Annotated in this window: 8 protein-coding genes; all 8 read left to right on the forward strand. The window is 69.3% G+C overall.

Annotated elements, in window-relative coordinates; all coding sequences use genetic code 11:
- Positions 1–71 precede the first annotated feature (71 nt).
- The 8 genes from ACOI2T_RS12690 to ACOI2T_RS12725 are packed head-to-tail and all read left to right on the forward strand — an operon-like array spanning position 72 to position 19,993.
- The gene (locus ACOI2T_RS12690) at positions 72–3,584 is read left to right on the forward strand and encodes a non-ribosomal peptide synthetase (RefSeq protein WP_409501894.1); all 3,513 of its coding nucleotides are present in this window, start codon (positions 72–74) and stop codon (positions 3,582–3,584) included.
- Positions 3,581–4,330, forward strand: coding sequence for a thioesterase II family protein (locus ACOI2T_RS12695; RefSeq protein ID WP_409501475.1), 750 nt, complete (start codon positions 3,581–3,583; stop codon positions 4,328–4,330). Before ACOI2T_RS12690 ends, ACOI2T_RS12695 begins: the two co-directional genes overlap by 4 nt.
- Positions 4,320–5,654, forward strand: a complete 1,335-nt coding sequence (locus ACOI2T_RS12700) for a beta-ketoacyl [acyl carrier protein] synthase domain-containing protein (RefSeq protein ID WP_409501476.1) — start codon at positions 4,320–4,322, stop codon at positions 5,652–5,654. The genes ACOI2T_RS12695 and ACOI2T_RS12700 overlap by 11 nt, the downstream gene beginning before the upstream one ends.
- Positions 5,654–8,647 carry a mycobactin polyketide synthase MbtD gene (gene mbtD / locus ACOI2T_RS12705; protein ID WP_409501895.1) on the forward strand — a complete coding sequence of 998 codons (2,994 nt, stop codon included), beginning with the start codon at positions 5,654–5,656 and terminating at the stop codon, positions 8,645–8,647. Before ACOI2T_RS12700 ends, mbtD begins: the two co-directional genes overlap by 1 nt.
- Before the next feature lie 49 nt (positions 8,648–8,696).
- Positions 8,697–14,075, forward strand: a complete 5,379-nt coding sequence (locus ACOI2T_RS12710; RefSeq protein ID WP_409501896.1) for a non-ribosomal peptide synthetase — start codon at positions 8,697–8,699, stop codon at positions 14,073–14,075.
- On the forward strand, positions 14,072–18,463 hold the full coding sequence (locus tag ACOI2T_RS12715) for a non-ribosomal peptide synthetase (protein ID WP_409501477.1): 4,392 nt from the start codon (positions 14,072–14,074) through the stop codon (positions 18,461–18,463). Before ACOI2T_RS12710 ends, ACOI2T_RS12715 begins: the two co-directional genes overlap by 4 nt.
- On the forward strand, positions 18,460–19,803 hold the full coding sequence (gene mbtG / locus ACOI2T_RS12720) for an NADPH-dependent L-lysine N(6)-monooxygenase MbtG (protein WP_409501478.1): 1,344 nt from the start codon (positions 18,460–18,462) through the stop codon (positions 19,801–19,803). The genes ACOI2T_RS12715 and mbtG overlap by 4 nt, the downstream gene beginning before the upstream one ends.
- A complete protein-coding gene (locus tag ACOI2T_RS12725; RefSeq protein WP_409501479.1) occupies positions 19,781–19,993 on the forward strand; it encodes an MbtH family protein in 213 nt (70 codons plus the stop codon). The genes mbtG and ACOI2T_RS12725 overlap by 23 nt, the downstream gene beginning before the upstream one ends.
- Positions 19,994–19,999 lie beyond the last annotated feature (6 nt).

The following is a 19,999-nucleotide window of genomic DNA, read 5'->3' on the forward strand; positions in this document are numbered from 1 at the left end:
GTATTCGGTCACCCGAATATAGGGTAGCCTCCACGAAGTTAGGACAGCCTGTGCTAATCGTTCGGGAGGCCATTGTGGGCGACGTCGCTGTTGCGAATTCGCAGACCATCAGGGAGGCGGTGGCCGACCTTCTCGGTGTTGACGGCGATGCCGTCGATCCCGACGCCGATCTGATCGGTCAGGGCCTTGACTCCATCCGAATGATGTCACTTGCGGGCCGCTGGCGTCGACAGGGGATCGACATCGATTTCGCGTCGCTGGCCGCCACGCCGACGGTGTCGGCATGGGCCGAGCTGGTGGCGGCGCGCACGGCCGATTCGAATGCCGGTGCTGCGCACGATGATTCGCCGCAGTCGGCCACTGATCCCAGCGCAGATCCCGATGCCGGCGAGCCGTTCCCGCTGGCGCCGATGCAGCACGCGATGTGGGTCGGGCGCGAAGGCGATCAGCAGCTCGGCGGGGTGGCCGGCCACCTCTACGTCGAATTCGACGGCGACGGCGTCGATCCCGAGCGGCTGCAGCGCGCGGCCACGGCGCTGGCCGAGCGGCACCCGATGCTGCGGGTCGAGTTCCTCCCGGACGGCACGCAACGCATCGCGGCACCGGGCCGCCAGTATCCCGTCACGATCGAGGACCTGCGTGACGCATCGCCCGACGAGGTCGCCGAGCGGCTCTCGGTGATCGAACGCTCCAAGTCCCACCAGCAACTGCACGGCGAGGTTTTCGAACTCACGCTGTCGCTGCTGCCCGGCGGCGCCACCCGGCTGCACGTCGACCTCGACATGCAGGCCGCCGACGCCATGAGCTACCGGACGCTGATGGCCGATCTGGCCGCGCTGTACAACGGGGCGCAACTGCCGCCCCTCGGCTACACCTACCGCGAGTACCGGCTGGCCACTCCCGAGGCGTCGGATGCGCACGAGGCCGACCGCAAGTGGTGGGCCGAGCGGATCGCCGATCTGCCCGACCCGCCGAGGCTGCCGCTGGTGCCGGTCGCCGAACAGGCCGACCCGCACCACACCACGCGTCGCCACCACTGGCTGGACCCCGAAACCCGCGACGCGCTGTACGCCGCGGCGCGCAAACGGGGCATCACCCCGGCGATGGCGCTCGCGGCATCGTTCGCCGACGCGCTGGCCGGCTGGTCGGCCGATTCCCGGTTTTTGCTCAACGTGCCGCTGTTCGGCCGCGAGCAGCGCCACCCCGACGTCGACAAGCTCGTCGGAGACTTCACCTCGTCGCTGCTACTCGGCATCGATCTGGACGGCACCGCAAACGCGGCCGAGCGCGCCAGGGCCGTGCAGGAGACGTTCCATGCCGCCGCCGGACACGCGAACTACCCGGGGTTGTCGGTCCTGCGCGACCTGGGCCGCCATCGCGGCACCCAGGTGCTGGCCCCGGTGGTCTACACGAGCGCGCTCGGCCTCGGCGAGTTGTTCGCCGCCGAGGTCACCGAAACCTTCGGCAAGCCTGTCTGGATCAACTCGCAAGGGCCGCAGGTGCTGCTCGACGCGCAGGTCACCGAATTCGACGGCGGCGTGCTGGTGAACTGGGATGTGCGCGAAGACGCATTCCGGCCCGGGGTGATCGACGCGATGTTCGCGCGCCACATCGCCGAGCTGCGCAGGCTCGCCACCGACGACACGTCGTGGGAGGCGCCGTCGCTGCCGCTGCTGAGCGAATCGCAGCGCGCAGTTCGCGACGCGGCGAACGCGCGGACCGCCGCGCCGACCGGCTATGCGTTGCACGAGGGCTTCTTCGCCCAGGCCGCGGCCCGACCGGATGCCGTCGCGGTGATCGGGTCGGCAGGCGAGCTCACCTATGCCGAGCTCCGGGAGCGGGTGCTCGCCGTCGCGGCCGCGCTGCGGGTCGCGGGTATCCGCACGGGTGAGAGTGTCGCGGTGATGGGCCCCAAGGGGCCCGACCAGATCACCGCGCTGCTCGCGATCCTGGCCGCCGGTGCGGTCTACGTGCCGGTCGGTGTCGACCAACCCGCCGAGCGGGCCGAGCGGATGCTGAAGAACGGCGACGTCCGGATGGCATTGTTCTGCGGCGACGGACCGCCCACCTGGCTGCCCGCGCTGACCGTGGCCGAGGCCATCCGCGTCGGCTCGCGCGCCGACGAAATCGAGCCGGCCGCAACCGATCCCAACGAACTGGCCTACATTCTGTTCACGTCGGGTTCCACCGGTGAGCCCAAGGGTGTCGAGGTCACCCACGACGCCGCGATGAACACCATCGAAGCGCTCAACGGATACTTCGGGGTCGGCCCGGCCGACAGTGTGCTGGCGCTGTCGCATCTGGAATGCGACCTGTCGGTGCTCGACGTGTTCGGCACGCTGACGGCCGGCGCCACGATCGTGGTCGTCGACGAGGGCGATCGCCGCAACCCCGATCACTGGGTCGAGCAGATCAACACGCACGGTGTCACGGTCCTCAACTTCCTGCCCGGCTGGCTGGAGATGCTCGTCGAGGTCGCGGGTTCGGCCAAGACCGGACTGCCCTCGGTGCGTGCGGTGCCCACCGGCGGTGACTGGGTGCGCACCACCATGGTGCGCAAGCTGCAGGCGCTCGCGCCGGGCGTGCGTTTGACCGGTTTGGGTGGGGCCACCGAAACGGCCGTGCACGCAACGCTTTACGAGGCCGGTGAGCTGCCGGACGAGTGGGCCGCCGTGCCGTACGGCAAGCCGTTCGCCAACAACGCGTGCCGCGTGGTCAACGCCGCGGGCGAGGACTGCCCGGACTGGGTGCCGGGTGAACTGTGGTTCGCCGGACGCGGTATCGCACGGGGTTACCGCGGCAGGCCCGACCTCACCGCCGACCGGTTCGTGACCTACTGCGGCCGGACCTGGTACCGCAGCGGGGATCTCGCGCGGTACTGGCCCGACGGCACGCTGGAGTTCGTCGGCCGCGCCGACCACCGCGTCAAGATCAGCGGCTACCGCATCGAACTCGGCGACGTCGAGGCCGCACTGCAGCGACTGCCCGGTGTGCATGCCGCCGTCGCGGCCATCGTTCCGGTGTCCGGGACCGACATGCTCGCCGCCGTGATCGGACGCGACGAGGCCACCACCACGGCGGCCGACCTGCGTGCCGGGCTCGCGGAACTCGTACCGCCGCACATGGTTCCGCGGCACTTCGAGCTCGTCGACCAGATCCCGTTCACTGCAGGCGGCAAGACCGACCGCCGCGCGGTGGCCCGCATGCTGGCCGACGCGGTCGACGGTGCGCAGCGCGGCAGTACGCGTGCGCCGTCGACCGTCCTGGAACGCGCCCTGGCCACGATCATGGCCGAGCTGCTCGCGGTGACCGAACTCGGTGTCGACGAGGACTTCTTCGAACTCGGCGGCGATTCGGTGCTGGCCACCGCGGCCGTCGCCCGAATCCGCGACTGGCTGGACACACCGACCGTGATGGTGCCCGACGTCTTCGCGACCAGAACGGTCGAGAAGCTCGCGACCCGCCTGACGGCGCGGGAGGCGGGAAGTGATCGCCTCGACCAGGTCGCCGAGTTGTATCTGGAGGTAGCCAACATGGACGACGCCGACGTGATGTCCGCACTCGACACCGCCGCGACACCGTGACCGGGTCGGATACGCAGCTCACCTTCAAGCCCTGGATCAAGCGATATCCGGGGGACGACCCGGCCGCCAAACCGACGCTGGTGTTCCCGCACGCCGGCGGAGCCGCCGTGGCCTACCGATCGATCGGAAACGCTTTGGCGGCAGCGGGTTCCGACGCCTACGTCATGCAGTACCCGAAACGCGGCGACCGAATGGCACACCCGGCGCCCGGCACGGTCGACGCCCTCGCGCGTGATCTGTTCGAGGCGGGGGACTGGTCGCAACTGGGCCCGATGCGGCTGTTCGGACATTGCATGGGCGCCGTGGTGGCGTTCGAGTTCGCACGCGTCGCCGAGCGCAACGGCATCGCGGTCGACGCGCTCTGGGTTTCGGCGAGCGAGGCGCCCTCGGCGGTGGCTGCGTCGCCTGCGCTGCCGATGGCCGAGTCCGAGATCATCGCCGAGATGGTCGATCTCGGTGGCACCGATCCGCAGCTGCTCGCCGACGAGGACTTCGTCGAACTGCTGCTGATGGCGGTGCGTGCCGACTACGAGGCCTTCAACCGCTACGCGTGCGACACCGACGTGACGATCGCGGCCGACATCTACGCGATCGGCGGCGAGCGCGACCATCGCATCAGCGAGGACATGTTGCGGCGCTGGGAGATTCACACCGGCGGAGCGTTCACGCTCTCGATGTTCGACGGCGGTCACTTCTTCATCAACGAGTACACCGAGGACGTGGCGGAGCTTGTCAATGAGCTCTAGCGGGCAGGTGCCCCACCCCGGCGCCACCGATCCGGTGGTGATCGTGGGCATGGCGCTCGAGGCGCCCGGCGGGATCGAAACCGCGGACCAATACTGGGCGTTGCTGTCCGAACAGCGCGAGGCGCTCGGTCGGTTCCCGGCCGACCGCGGTTGGGCGATCGGTGACCTGCTGGACGGCTCACGCCGCGACGGGTTCAAACCGATCCACGATCTCGGCGGCTTCCTGTCCAGCGCGGCAACATTCGATCCTGCGTTCTTCGGAATCTCACCGCGCGAAGCGGTCGCGATGGACCCCCAGCAGCGGGTCGCGCTGCGGATGGCGTGGCGCGCACTGGAGAACACCGGCATCAACCCCGATGACCTCGCCGGCCATGACGTCGGCTGCTACATCGGTGCGTCCTATCTTGAGTACGGCCCAGAACTCGCCGAGTTCTCCCACCACAGCGGCCATCTGATCACCGGAACGTCACTGGGCGTGATCTCGGGACGGATCGCGTACACGCTGGACCTGGCCGGGCCCGCGCTGACCATCGACACGTCCTGCTCGTCGGCGCTCACCGCCTTCCACACCGCGGTCGGCGCGGTGCGGGCCGGCGACTGCGACATGGCGCTGACCGGCGGCGTCTGCGTGATGGGCACACCCGGATACTTCGTCGAATTCTCCAAGCAACACGCGCTGTCCGACGACGGACACTGCCGGCCCTACAGTGCCCATGCCAGCGGCACGGTGTGGGCCGAAGGCGCCGCGATGTTCGTGCTGCAGCGCAAATCGGCCGCGGTGCGCGACCGTCGCCGCATCCTGGCCGAGGTGCGCGCCACCACGGTCAACCAGGACGGCCGGACCACCGGGCTGACCGCACCGAGTGCCGCCGCGCAGCAGCGGCTGTTCAGCAAGGCCATCGAGCAGGCCGGGGTGCGGCCCGAGGACGTCGGCATGATCGAAGGCCACGGCACGGGAACCCGCCTCGGTGACCGCACCGAACTGCGATCACTGGCGCAGACCTACGGGGCCACCGACCCCGGGGCCGGCGCGGTCCTGGGCTCCGTCAAATCCAACGTCGGCCACTCGCAGGCCGCCGCAGGCGGGCTCGGCCTCGCCAAGGTCCTGATCGCGGCACAACGTGCGGCGATCCCGGCCACCCTGCACGTCGACGAGCCGAGCCGCGAAATCGACTGGGAATCACAGGGGTTGCGCCTCGCGACGAAGCTGACGCAGTGGCCCGCCGTCAACAACGAACGGATCGGCGCGGTGTCCGCGTTCGGGATGAGCGGCACCAACGCGCATGCGATCGTCGCGGTACCCGACGACGGTGAGGCCGCGTGATGGTGGCCCTCCCCGACGGACGCATCCCCGTTCTGCTCAGCGCACACGCCGAAGAACTCCTGGCCCAGGACGCCGCTGCGATCCTGGCGTACCTCGACGGGCACGCGGCCGCCGACGCGGCCGACGTCGCGGCAACCCTGCTGACGACTCGGCGACTGCGCCGCCACCGCGCCGCGATCCGGGCCGCCGACCGCACCGAACTCACCGAAGCGCTGCGGGCTCTCGCCGACGGGCGCGAGGATCCGCTGACCGTCCGATCCTCCGGAAACCCACCGCATCAGGGTTCGGCGGCGCGGATCGCCTTCGTGTTCCCCGGGCAGGGCAGCCAGTGGCCGTCGATGGGCGTCGAGGCCTACCATCGCCTGCCGGAATACCGCGCCGAAGTCGACCGGTGCGCCAAGGAATTCGCCGCCGCCGGGGCGGCATCCCCGCTGGACTATCTGTTGGCCGACCCGGATTCCGGGGTCACGACGAACGACTTCTCACAAGTCCAGATCCAGGGTGCGCAATTCGTGCACGGCGTCGCGCTGGCCCGCGTCTGGCGGTCGTGTGGCGTGTTGCCCGACATCACCGTCGGCCACAGCCTCGGCGAGATCGGCGCGGCCTATGTGGCAGACAGCATCACGCTGCCCGAGGCCGTCGCAGTGGTGATCGCCCGTGCCACCGTGCTCGATCGGCTCACCGGCCCCTACCGCGTTGCGGTGCTGGGCATCACGCCTGACGAGGCCGCCGAGGTGGTCGCCGCGACCCCGGGCTGGCTGGAGCTTTCGGTGGTGAACTCCCGGTCGTCGGTGGCGGTTTCGGGCGAGACCGATGCCGTCGCGGCGGCGGTGCGCACGGTCGCCGGCCGAGGCGCGTTCGCCAAGGAAATCGAGATGTGGTTCCCCGCGCACACCACCGCCTTGGACTCGTCGCGCGCCGAGCTCGAATCACTGCTTCCCGCCGGACAATTCGCCGACACCCCGGTGCAGTTCATCGGTTCGGCCACCGCCGACGTCGTCAAGGCCGGTACCGACTTCGCCGACTACTGGTACACCAATCTGCGCAGCACCGTCCGGTTCGATCGGGCGGTGGCCAAAGCGGCGCGCCGCGGGGCCCGCATCTTCGTCGAACTCTCCGCGCATCCGGCGCTGCTGTTCGCCATGGGCGACCTCCTCGACGATTCCGCCGATTCTGCAGGCGGACCGGTCGTGATGGTGGGCTCCGGCCGCCGCGACGAACCGCTGACGGACCGGCTGTCGGCCAACATCGTCTCGGTCGCTCTTGCCGATTCGGGCTACCGGTGGGGCGATGCGCTGCCCGGCCGCCGAACGTCGTTGCGGGACTTTCCGTTCGCACCCATGCGCACCGAGCACCTGTGGGCACACCCGGATCCGCTCGAACCGATCGCCGGTCTGACGGTCGCCGTCGAGGATTGGCAGCAGCTACCGGCGCCGGCCCGCAACGGCGTACGCCGCGCAGCGGTACTCGAACTCGACAAGGGTACGGACGTCGCAGCGGCGCTGCGGTCTGCGATCGACCGCCACGACGGTGTCACCGCGGCCGAACCGGACGACGCGGACCTGCTCATCGTCGTCGCGCCCACGGCGGCCGGATCCGACGTGCTCGAGACCGCCGGGGAATTGAGCCGGCGAATCGGGAACGGCCTACTGCGGTACACCGATGCGATCACGCAGAACACGCGCGACGTCTGGCTTGTCACCGCGGGCGATTCGACCGCCGAACCGGAGCCTGCGGCGGTGGCACTCGCCGCGATGCACCGCAGCATCGGCTTCGAACACCCCGACCAGAACTTCGGGCAGCTGCAGGTGCCCGGCGGCCTTGACGACGCCGCCGCCACCGCGGCCGTCACCGCGGTGCTCGGCGAAGCCGACGACATCGCGATGCGCGACAACGGCTCCGGACCCACCTTGTGGCGGCGGTCGATGCGCCACGAGCCGTCGAACGCGGCACCGTGGTCGACAGACTCCGGAATCCTCGACAACGTCGTGATCACCGGCGGTGCCGGTGCGGTCGGCCTGCACTACGCACGCCGGCTCGCCGCACTCGGTGCCCGGCGCATCGTGCTGCTGAGCCGCCGTGGCGTCGACGACGGACGCCTCGCGGAGCTGGCCGCACACCACGACGTCGAAATAGTGGCGCCGCGCTGCGACCTCACCGACACCGCACAGATCTCGGCCACCGCAGCCGAATACGGCGGCACTGCAGCATCCTTGGTGATACACGCGGCGGCCGCGGCCACCATCACGCCGAGCCAGGAGCTGACCGCGCACGCGACGTCGGAGACGTTCGGGGCCAAGGTGGCCGGAATCGCCAACCTCGTCGAGACGTGGCCACTGCGCGATGACACCCGAATCGTGTTGTGCTCGTCGGTATCCGGGTTGTGGGGTGGTTACGGCCATGCCGCCTACGCCGCTGCGAACCGGCTGCTCGACGTCATGGCATCACAGCTGCGTGCGAGGGGCCGCCGCTGCACTGCCGTGCGCTGGGGGCTGTGGCCCGGCGCCGGGATCATCGACGCCGAGGAGATCACCCGGGTCGAGCGATCCGGCCTCATCGCCATGGCTCCCGATCGGGCAGTGGACGCCAGCCTGCGCGATCACCCGGCAGATCCGCTGATCTACACCGCTGACGCCACCCGGCTCGCGACGTTCCTGGGCGGCATGCCCGGTACGGAAGCACCCGCGCAGCGACCCGCCCACAACGGTGACAACACCGCTGCACCGGTCGACACGGCCGATATGGACACCACCGGTGCGGTGCGCGTCGCGCTAGGGTCGGTGCTGAAACTGTCCGACACATCGGGACTGGATCTCGACGCGTCGCTGCTCGACCTCGGAGTCGACTCGCTGCTGGCGCTCGACCTGCGCAAGAAGCTCAAGAAAGCCACCGGTCAATCAGTGCCGCTGGCCACCATACTCGGCGGCGTCACCGCCACCGAGTTGATCGAGCACCTGGAAAGACCTGAAAAGGAAGCATTTTCGCGTGACTGACATTGCAGCTGCCGGCGCCACCCGCACCTCCGACGCGCGTCTGGAGCTGATGCGGCGCAAGCTCGCCGAGCGCGGTCTGGCGTCACCCTCGGCGCAGGCCGACGGTGACGCACCTGCCGTCGACCCGACGGCCCTTTCGGACGGCCAGCGCCGGATGTGGTTCGTGCAGGGCTTCGACACCAGCGGCGTGCTTCTCAACGTGAGCCTGTCCTACCGGCTGACCGGCGAACTGGACGCCGAGCGCCTGCACAGTGCACTCGACGCGGTCGCGCGGCGTCATCCGATTCTGCGGACCACATACCAGGCCGACGAGAACGGTGAACCCCGCGCGACGGTGCACGAGGATCTGACTCCCGCGTGGACCATGCACGATCTGTCCGACAAGTCCGAGCGTGCGCGCAAGCTGCGCCTCGAAGTGCTGGCGCAGCGCGAGTTCGGCACGGCGTTCGACCTGAGCACCGACTCGCCCTTGCGGATCACCCTGATCAAAACCGGTCCGGCAGAACACGTGATGCTGCTGGTTGCCCATCACATCGCGTGGGACGACGGCTCCTGGCGCGTGTTCTTCACCGACCTGACTAGGGCCTACTCCGGCGTCGCGCTGCCGGAAACGCCACGCGCCGTTGCGGCGCCGGCTGACACCGCCGACGAGGATCTGGCGTACTGGCGTGAGGTGATGGCGAATCCGCCTGAGCCGCTGGAGCTTCCCGGCCCCGCCGGTTCCATCGTGCCGACGAGCTTCCGCTCGCAACGCAGCACGCTGCCGTTGTCGGCCGATACGGTCGAGAAGGTCTCGGCGTTGGCGCGCGACACCGGTGCCACGCCGTACATGGTGCTGCTGGCGGCTTTCGGTGCGCTGATCAACCGTTACACCCACACCGACGACTTCCTGGTCGCCACGCCGGTGCTCAACCGCGAGACCGACGAGACCATCGGCTACTACGGCAATACGGTCGCCATGCGCATCCGGCCCGAAGGCGGCGCCGGTTTCCGCGATCTGGTGGTTCAGACGCGAGACACCGCGCTCGGCGCGTTCGCCCATCAGCGGGTCAACCTCGACCGGGTGGTCCGCGAGCTCAACCCCGACCGGCGACACGGCGCCGAGCGCATGACCCGGGTGAGCTTCGGCTTCCGGGAACCCGACGGCGGTGGCTTCAGCCCGGACGGCGTGACGTGCGAACGTGCGGAACTGCGTGGGCATTTCACCCAGCTGCCGCTCGGTTTCATGGTCGAGTGGGACACCGCGGGCGCGGTGGTCGAGGCCGAACACCTGACCGAGGTGCTCGACGCCGACCTGGCAGCCCAGATGCTGCGGCACTTCGCAGTGCTGCTGGACAACGCACTGGCCGAGCCGGACCGCCCGCTGTCGCGGCTGGCCTTGTTCACGGCCGAGGACGCCGAGTGGATGCGCAACGTCGTCGCCGGTGAGGAATTCGACACCCCGGCAACCACATTGACCGCTCTGGTGTCCGAGCAGGCGGGCCGCACCCCCGACGCGACGGCCGTGGTCTACGAGGGACGCCACTACAGCTACCGCGAGATCAACGAGTCGGCCAACCGGCTGGCGCACTGGCTGATCGAGCAGGGGATCGGTACGGAAGACCGTGTCGCGGTACTGCTGGAGAAGTCACCCGAACTCGTCATCACGGCAGTGGGGATCGTCAAGGCCGGTGCGGTGTACCTGCCGGTCGACCCCACCTACCCCGAGGATCGACTCACTTACATCCTCGAGGACTCCGATCCGAAAATCGTGCTGCGCGAACCGGTCACCGGGCTGGAGAACTACCCGGCCACCGACCCGACCGACGCCGAGCGGGTGCGCCCGCTGCGCCCGGACAACACCGCGTACCTGATCTACACGTCGGGTTCGACCGGCCTGCCCAAGGGCGTACCGGTTCCACACCGCCCGATCGCGGAGTACTTCGTCTGGTTCGGCGGCGACTACAACGTCACCAACGACGACCGCCTGCTCCAGGTCGCCTCGCAGAGCTTCGACGTGTCGATCGGCGAGATCTTCGGCATGCTGGCCGCCGGTGCCCGCCTGGTGATCCCGAAGCCCGGTGGCCTGGCCGACATCGGCTACCTCACCGAGTTGTTGCGCAACGAAGGCATCACCTCGATGCACTTCGTGCCGTCGCTGCTCGGCCTGTTCCTGTCCCTGCCGGGGGTGAACGAGTGGCGCACGCTGCAGCGCGTGCCGATCGGCGGTGAGGCGCTGCCGGGCGAGATCGCCGACAAGTTCCACGCGACGTTCGACTCGCTGTTGCACAACTTCTACGGCCCGACCGAGACGGTGCTCAACTGCACGAGGTACAAGGTCGAAGGCAAACAGGGCGCGCGCATCGTGCCGATCGGCACACCGAAGATCAACACCACGATCCACCTCCTCGACGACGCGCTGCAACCTGTGCCGGTCGGTGTCATCGGCGAGATCTACATCGGCGGAACACATGTCGCCCACGGCTACCACCGTAGGCCCCGGCTGACGGCCGAGCGGTTCGTGGCCGACCCGTTCAATCCGGGCGGCCGGATGTACCGGTCCGGTGATCTCGCGCGGCGCAACGCCGACGGCGACATCGAGTTCGTCGGCCGCGCCGACGAGCAGGTCAAGATCCGGGGCTTCCGCATCGAACTCGGCGAGGTTTCGGCGGCCATCTCGGTCGACCCGTCGGTGGGGCAGGCCGTGGTCGTGGTCAGCGATCTGCCGACGCTCGGCAAGAGCCTGGTCGCCTACATCACCCCTGCCGCGGATGCCGAGTGCGTCGAGATCGACCGGATCCGGGCCAGGGTCACCGCCGCGCTGCCGGAGTACATGATCCCCGCGGCCTACGTCGAGCTCGACGAGATCCCGATCACCGCGCACGGCAAGATCGACCGCCGGGCGCTGCCCGAACCGGAGATCAAGTCCGCCACCGTGTTCCGCGAACCATCGACCGACACCGAGCGCGCAGTCGCGACATTGTTCGGCGAGCTGCTGGACCGTGACCAGGTGGGCGCCGACGACTCGTTCTTCGATCTCGGCGGGCACTCGCTGCTGGCCACCAAACTCGTCGCGGCGGTGCGGGCACGGTTCGGCGTCGACGTCGGCGTGCAAGACGTCTTCGAACACGCCACCGTGTCGGGATTGGCCGCACATGTCGAGGAGCTGCTCGCCTCGGGCGCCACGACCGGCAGGCCCGCGATCGTCGCGGTGCCACACGACGGGCCGCTGCAGATGTCGGCCGCTCAGCTACGGCAGTGGTTCCAGTTCCGCATCGACGGCCCGAACCCGGTCAACAACGTGCCGTTCGCGGCTCGGCTGACCGGGCCGTGCGACGTCGAGGCCTTGATCGCGGCGGTCAACGACGTGGTCGACCGGCACGAGATCCTGCGCACCACCTATCGCGAAATCGACGGTGCGCCATACCAGATCGTGCATCCGAGCGCACCGCTCACCGTGCGGCGGGCTCGCGGTGCCGGCGAACAATGGTTGCAGGACGAACTCGATGCCGAGCGCAAATACTGCTTCGACCTCGAGGCCGATTGGCCCATCCGCGCCGCGGTGCTGTCCACCCCGGATGCGCATGTGCTGTCGCTCGTGGTGCACCACATCGCCGCCGACCACTGGTCGGGTGCGGTGCTGTTCACCGACCTGCTCACCGCCTACCACGCGCGCCGCGCGGGACAGCCGGCCGAACTCGCCCCGCTGCCCGTGCAGTACGCGGATTTCGCGGCCTGGCAGGCCGAGTTGCTGTCGGGCGCCGACAGCTCGGTCGACGAACAGCGCGAGTACTGGACCAAACAGCTGGCCGGACTGTCCGAAGACAACGGATTGGAACCCGATTTCCCGCGGCCCCCGGTGCCCACGGGCGAGGGCGAGGCGTTCGACTTCAGCATCGACGCGCCCACGCGAGACAAGTTCGTCGAGCTCACCCGCGAACTCGGCGTCACCGAGTTCATGCTCCTGCAGGCAGCGGTTGCGATCGCGCTGCACAAGGCCGGTCAGGGCACCGACATACCGCTCGGTACGCCGGTGGCCGGGCGTACCGCACCCGAACTCGACGCGCTGATCGGCTTTTTCATCAACATCGTGGTGCTGCGCAACGACCTGTCCGGCAACCCCACGCTGCGCGAAGTGCTGCGCCGGTCGCGTGAGATGGCGCTGGCCGCGTACAAGCATCAGGATCTGCCGTTCGACCGGGTCGTCGATGCGGTGAGCCCGGTGCGGTCGCTGTCGCGCAACCCGCTGTTCGGCGTCGTCGTGCACGTGCGGGAGGATCTGCCGACCGGCCAGGTGATCGATTCGGGCGATGGTGGTGAAACCCGTTTCACCGCACTGGAACCCACGTTCGACGTGGCACATGCCGACCTGTCGCTGAACTTCTTCGCCGAAGCGGGTGCTGGTTACAAAGGCACGGTCATCTACCGCACCGAGCTCTACGAGGCGGCGACCGCACAACGACTCGTGGGCTGGCTACAGCGCATCGTCGAGGCATTCGCGACCGACGCCGACCTGACGTTGCGCGACATCGCGGTCATCGATCCGGCCGAACGCGCGCGCGTGGTCGAGGACTGGAGCCGCAAGGCGGTGCCGCCGGCCGGGCTGCCGCAGACGGCGGGCGCGACGAACGTCTACGTCCTCGACGAGTGGCTGGACCCGGTGGCCGTCGGCGTCATCGGCGACGTCTACTACGCCGGTGGCGCGGTGGACGAGGCTGCGGGCAAGGCGACCGGTGTCGGGGCAAAGCGTTTCGCGCCCAATCCCTTTGGTGACGGCCAGTTGTACCGCACGGGGGACCGGGCCCGCTGGACCGCAGACGGACGGCTTGAGCCCATCGTGACGGGCGAGCCACGGCTGCAGGCCGCCTTGGAGGCCGTCGACGGCGTCGTGGCGGCCACGACCAGAACCTGGGAGGGGCGCGGTGCGCCGATCCTCGCCGGCTATGTGGTACTCGACCCGGCAACAGCGGACCCGGCGGCGTTCGCCGAGACCCTGCGCGCTGGGCTGCCCGAGGAATTCGGCCGCGCGGCGATCACCGTGGTCGACGACATCGCCCCGGAGACCCTGACCCGGCCGCGGGTCACCGTCACCGCCCCGGCCGAGCCGCCGAGTACACCGACCGAACAGGCGCTCGCCGCCATGCTCGTCGAGCTGCTCAGCGTCAGTGAAGTGGGTCGCTTCGACGACTTCTTCACGCTCGGCGGCGACAGCATCCTCGCGGTGCAACTCGCGGCGCGGGCGCGCGACGCCGGTCTCGCGATGACGGCGCGGATGGTTTTCGAGCATCCCGAACTGGCCGACCTGGCCGCGGCCGTCGACGCCGCGGCCGACAGCGGCAGCACCTCCGGCGACACCCACCACGCCCCGATGGCCGCCTCGGGCCTGTCGGCCGATGAGCTCGCGGCGCTGACCGCCGGCTGGGGACAAACCCAAGACAGGACACCATGACATCAACCGGAACACCGCCCGGTGTCGAGGACGTCCTGGCGCTCAGCCCGCTCCAACAGGGGCTGTACTCATTGGCGGGTCTCACCGAAGGCGACGAGAGTGCCGACCCCTATGTGATCGCGATGGCTGCCGACGTGGCGGGCCATGTGGATGCCGGTCTGTTGCGGGCCTGCGCCGAGACGATGCTCGTGCGTCATCCCAATCTGCGGGCCAGCTTCTTCCAGGGCAACCTCAGCCGGCCGGTCGCGGTCGTCCCGACCGCGGTCGACCTGCCGTGGCGGCACGTGGCCGCCACGGCCGACGAGGCCGACGCGATCGAAGCCGAGGAGCGCGGCAGGCGATTCGATCTCGGCCGTGGGCCGCTGATCCGGTTCCTGCTCATCGAAAAGCCCGGGCAGCAGTGGCGGTTGGTCGTGGTCGCTCATCACATCGCGATCGACGGTTGGTCGTTGCCGGTGTTCGTGGGCGAGTTCATCACGCTGTACGCAGCCAAGGGCGATGTCACCGTCCTGCCGGATTCGCCGCGCCCGTACCGCGATTACATCGGCTGGCTGGCCGGTCGCGATCAGGAGGCGAGCCGCGCCCGCTGGCGTCGGCACCTGGAGGGCCTCGACGGTCCGACGTTGTTGTCACCGGCGCTGGCCGGGCGCGAAGCGCAGCCGGGCCTGCCCGCGCGCACCGAGGTGACCCTCGACGAACAGCGGTCGGCAGCGATCTTCGACGCCGCGAGATCCAGAGGCGTCACCGTCAACACGCTGTTCCAGATGGCCTGGGCCGCAATTCTTTCGGCATTCACCGACCGCACCGATGTGGTGTATGGCGTGACGGTATCCGGCCGGCCCGACGAACTGTCGGGCGTCGAGACCATGGTCGGTTTGTTCATCAACACCGTTCCGCTGCGGGTCCGGGTCGACCCGTCCGAGCGGGTCGGCCGCCAATGCCTTGCGCTGCAACGCGAAGCCGCCGAACTGCGCGACCACAGCTACCTGAGCCACACCGAACTACGCTCGCTCGGCGGTATCGGCGAGCTCTACGACACCCTGCTGGTGTACGAGAACTTCCCACCCGGTGGGCTCGTGGGCAGCGACGAGTTCGACCTCGACGGCGCAGTGTTGCGGCCTTCGGCATTGGAGAGCCTGTCCCATTTCCCGGTGACCATCGCCGCGCACCCCACCCACGGCCGGCTCACCGTGCTCGTCGAAACCCTCGACGGCGCACTGGGAATGCTCGATCCCCGGGCACTGGGCCTGCGGGTGCTGGCCGTCGTCGAACGACTGCTCGAATCCTGGGACCGGCCGCTTCGCGAGGTTTCCGTCACCCTCGACGACGAAGCCCGCCTTGCCGTCCCGGTCGATACCACCCGGCCGCAGGGCGGCTTTCACACCGCATTCACCGAGGCGGCCGCACAGCGCCCGGGTTCGATCGCACTGAGCTGGGACGGCGGCGAACTCAGTTACCGCGAACTCGATGAGGCGGCCGACCGCCTGGCCGCCGAGCTCAACCGCCGCGGCGTGGGTGCCGAGATCCCGGTCCCGATCCGACTGGGCCGCGGGCCCGGCTACGTCGTGGCGATGCTCGCCGTACTCAAGGCGGGCGGGCTGATCGTGCCGCTCGATCCGGCGATGCCCGACGAGCGCGTGCACGAGATCGTGCGTCAAACCGGCGCCACACTCATAATCGATGACGAATTGCTGGCCGCCGCCGATTCCGCGGCCGAGCCGCCTGCCGACTACCGGCCCGCGCAGGTCCGTCCGGGCCAGGGCGCCTACATCGTCTTCACATCGGGTACGACGGGTAAACCCAAGGGAGTCATCGGAACTCACCAGGCACTCCTGTCGTACGCCGCCGACCATGCGCGCCATGTACTGCGACCGGCGGCCGAACGCGTGGGCCGTCCGTTGCGCGTGGCCCACGCGTGGTCGTTCACGTTCGACGCGGCGTGGCAGCCGCTGGTCGCGCTGCTCGACGGGCACAGCGTGCACATCGTCGGCGACGACGTGCAGCGCGACGCCGAGGCGGTGGTCGAGACCATCGGGCGTTTCGCGATCGACATGATCGACACCACGCCGTCGATGTTCACCCAGCTGCGGGCGGCCGGTCTGCTGACCACGGTGCCGCTGGCCGTGTTGGCGCTCGGCGGTGAGGCGATCGACACCGCGGCCTGGCACGCGATCCAGGCCGAATGCGAGCGCACCTGGATGTCGGCGCACAACTGTTACGGCCCGACCGAGACCACGGTCGAGGCGGTGGTCGCCGCGATCGCCGAACACCCGCAACCCTGCATCGGCCGTCCCACCGATTCGACCGCGGCGTATGTGCTCGACGGCTGGTTGCGTCCGGTTCCCGACGGCGTAGCCGGTGAGTTGTACCTGGCCGGCGGACAACTCACGCGCGGTTACGTCGGCAGGCCGGGGGAGACGGCGGGGCGTTTCGTCCCCGATCCGTTCCACCCGGGGGAGCGGATGTACCGGACGGGTGACCTGGTGCGCCGAAACCCAAGTGGCGCAATCGAGTTCTTGGGCAGAAGCGACGACCAGGTCAAGATCCGCGGCTTTCGGGTGGAACCGGGCGAGGTCGCTGCGGCACTGCATCGCCACCCCGGCGTCCAGCACGCCCACGTCGCGGTCCGGCGCCACCGCAGCGGACCGCGGCTGACCGCATATGTGGTCAGCGACACCCCGGCGGCCGAGCTGCGCCGCATGCTGACCGCGACGCTTCCGAGATACCTTGTGCCCCACCATATCTTGCTGGTCGACGAGATCCCGTTGACCACGAACGGCAAGGTCGACGATGCCGCGCTCGCCGCGATCGACGCCGGGCGGCAGTCCGATCAGGTCGAGGCGCCCGTGACCGACACCGAGAAAGTGGTTGCCGAGGTTCTGGCCGAGGTGCTTGGCACCGCGCACGTCGATGTCACCGCCGACTTCCTCGACCTCGGCCTCGACAGCATCGTCGCGCTGTCGGTCGTGCAGGCGGTACGACGGCGCGGCCTGGTGCTGCGGGCGCGGCTCATGCTCGACTGCTCGACGGTTCGGGAATTGGCCGCGGCGATCGACTCCGACGAGGTCGACGTCGAAGAGTCCGAGGACAAGTCGGGCCCGATCCCGTTGCTACCCAACGGATGCTGGCTCTACCAGTACGGTGATCCGCGCCGGCTCGCGCAGACCGAGGCGTTCCGGCTGCCCGAGGGCATCACCCGCGAACAGCTGGAAGCCCTGCTGCGCAACATCACCGACGGGCACGAGGTGCTGCGGACGCGGCTCGACCGTGTCACCAGGACGCTCGTCGCGTCGCCGGCGCGGGACGTCCTCACCGAGGTGGCGGTTTCGGGCGATCTGACCGCCGCGGTGTCCGAACAGGCGCGGCTCTCGGTCGAGCGCATCGATCCCCAGCAAGGCTCGATGCTCGACGCGGTGTGGCTGCGCCACCCCGACACCGGTGGCGGCGTGCTGATCCTGACCGCCCACGTGCTGGCCCTGGACCCGGCCTCCTGGCGCATCATGGTCGGTGAGCTCGAAACCACATGGCATGCCCTGGCTTCCGGACGTAAGCCCGCACCGGTGCGTGAGCACACGTCGCTGCGGCAATGGTCGCGGTTGCTGGCCGAGCGGGCGCTCAAGCTCGACACCTGTGACTTCTGGCAGCGGCAATTCGTCGGTGAGGACCCGAACATCGGTGCCCGGCGCGTCGACCCGGCCGCCGACCGGATGGGCGACGTCACGATCGAGATGGCGTTCGCCGAACCCGACGTGACGGCCCGGGTGCTCACCGGGCCGGTGCCGGTGACCGAGGTGCTGGCCGCGGCAACCGCTCGCGCGCTCACCAATTGGCGCAGACACCGCGGGCAGCCGACCCCGGCCCCGCTGTTGGCCCTCGAGACCTATGGCCGGTCCGATGCGGTGGTGTCCGCGGGACTTGGCGACGGCGCCCGTGAGATCGACACCGGCGACACCGCCGGACTGTTGAGCATGATCTATCCGCTGCAGTTGACGGCCGACGATGCGCGCGGCGTCGCCGACCTGGTTGCCGCCATCCCGGGCGACGCGATCGACTACGGGCTGCTGCGCTATCTGCGTGAGGACACCGCGGAGCGGCTGGGCGCCAATGCCGAGCCCCAGGTGCTGCTCAACTATCTCGGCCGGATCGAACTGGATTCGGCAGACCATGCGCTGCTGCAGGACCGGGCACTGCTGGCCGGTGTCACGCCGGTGCCCGAGCCCAACGTCGCGGTACGCCACGAACTGACCATCATGGCCGCGGTGATCGACCGCGACGGGGCGGCCGTGCTGGGCACGCAGTGGCGGACACTGCCAGACATTCTGTCCGCCGATGACGTCGCCGCACTGCAGGCGATGTGGCTGGACGCGTTGCGAGAGGTGATCGAGTGAGTGCCACAACCGGAACCCTGGCCGTCATCGGGGCAGGCCCGAAAGCCATTGCCGTGGCGGCCAAGGCGGCCGAGCTGCGGGCGATGGGCGTGCCGGCACCCGACGTCGTCGTCGTCGAACGAGCCGGCGTCGCCGCCAACTGGCAGGCCGTCGGCGGCTGGACCGACGGGCAGCACCGGCTGGGCACCAGCCCCGAGAAGGACGTCGGCTTCCCGTACCGCTCGTCGCTCGTGCAGCGCCGCAACGCCGAACTCGACGAGCGCATGATGCGCCACAGCTGGCAGTCCTATCTCATCGACATCGGGCAGTTCGCGGAATGGATCGACCGGGGCCGGCCGGCGCCGACGCATCGTCGGTGGAGCCAGTACCTGAACTGGGTGGCCGACGACATCGGCATGAACGTGGTCTCGGGTGAGGTCACCGAGATCGGCGTCGACGAGGATCAGCAGTCGTGGGTGCTGCGGACCCACGAATCGACCGTGACCGCGCGAGCCGTCATGGTGACCGGGCCCGGACAGGCCGAGAAAGCGATCCTGCCCGGCAACCCGCGCGTGCTGTCGATCGCCCAGTTCTGGCACCGCGCCGCGGCCCAGGAACTCATCTCGGCGGAGCGGGTGGCCGTCATCGGCGGCGGTGAAACCGCCGCGACCATGCTCAATGAACTGTTCCGCCACCGGGTTTCGACGATCACCGTGATCTCACCGCAGGTCACGCTGTTCACACGCGGCGAGGGTTTCTTCGAGAACGCCCTGTACTCCGATCCGACCCATTGGGCGGGTCTGACGTTGGCGGAGCGTCGTGACGCGATGAACCGCACGGACCGCGGGGTGTTCTCGGCGCGGGTGCAGGAGGCCTTGCTCGCCGACGACCGGATCCGGCATCTGCGCGGCCGGGTCGCGCACGCCGTGGCGCGCGACGAGCGGATCCGGTTGACGCTGCAAACGGATCGCCCCGCGGGAGCGGGAGTCAGATCCAGCAGCGAACGGTTGGAGACCGTGCACGGGTTCGACCTCGTGATCGACGGATCGGGTGCCGACGCCCTCTGGTTCGTCCCGTTGCTCGCCCAGGACGCCCTCGACATGCTGGAACTCGGTCTCGGCTCGCAGTTGACCGGGGACAGCCTGCAGGAGTCGATCGGCTATGACCTCGCGGTCACCGGCGTCACCCCCAAGCTGTTCCTGCCGGGCCTCGCGGGCCTGAACCAGGGACCCGGTTTCCCCAATCTCAGCTGCCTGGGACTGCTGTCCGACCGGGTGCTGGGCGCCGATCTCGGAATTGACACGGCCATGGCCGCCGATCGAACGATCAGGAGTACCGATGAGCAGCAATCCCTTCGATGACGAGAACGGCACGTTCTACGTGCTGGTGAACAACGAGGAGCAGCACAGCCTCTGGCCGGCGTTCGCCGACGTTCCGGCCGGCTGGCGGGTGGTCTTCGGTGAGAGCACACGCGCCGACTGCCTGGCCTACGTGGAAGAGAACTGGACCGATCTTCGGCCCAGGAGCCTGCGCGACGCGATGGCCGACTGAGCGGAC

Origin of the sequence: Mycolicibacterium wolinskyi str. Jessa 2025, from assembly GCF_049241375.1 — a bacterium.
GTDB lineage: Bacteria > Actinomycetota > Actinomycetes > Mycobacteriales > Mycobacteriaceae > Mycobacterium > Mycobacterium wolinskyi.

What these genes read in the sequence shown, in the direction of transcription:
- ACOI2T_RS12700 (WP_409501476.1), top strand. Translation starts at nt 4,320, where the DNA reads ATGAGCTCTAGCGGGCAGGTGCCCCACCCCGGCGCCACCGATCCGGTG.
- mbtD (WP_409501895.1), top strand. Translation starts at nt 5,654, where the DNA reads ATGGTGGCCCTCCCCGACGGACGCATCCCCGTTCTGCTCAGCGCACAC.
- ACOI2T_RS12710 (WP_409501896.1), top strand. Translation starts at nt 8,697, where the DNA reads ATGCGGCGCAAGCTCGCCGAGCGCGGTCTGGCGTCACCCTCGGCGCAG.
- ACOI2T_RS12715 (WP_409501477.1), top strand. Translation starts at nt 14,072, where the DNA reads ATGACATCAACCGGAACACCGCCCGGTGTCGAGGACGTCCTGGCGCTC.
- ACOI2T_RS12725 (WP_409501479.1), top strand. Translation starts at nt 19,781, where the DNA reads ATGAGCAGCAATCCCTTCGATGACGAGAACGGCACGTTCTACGTGCTG.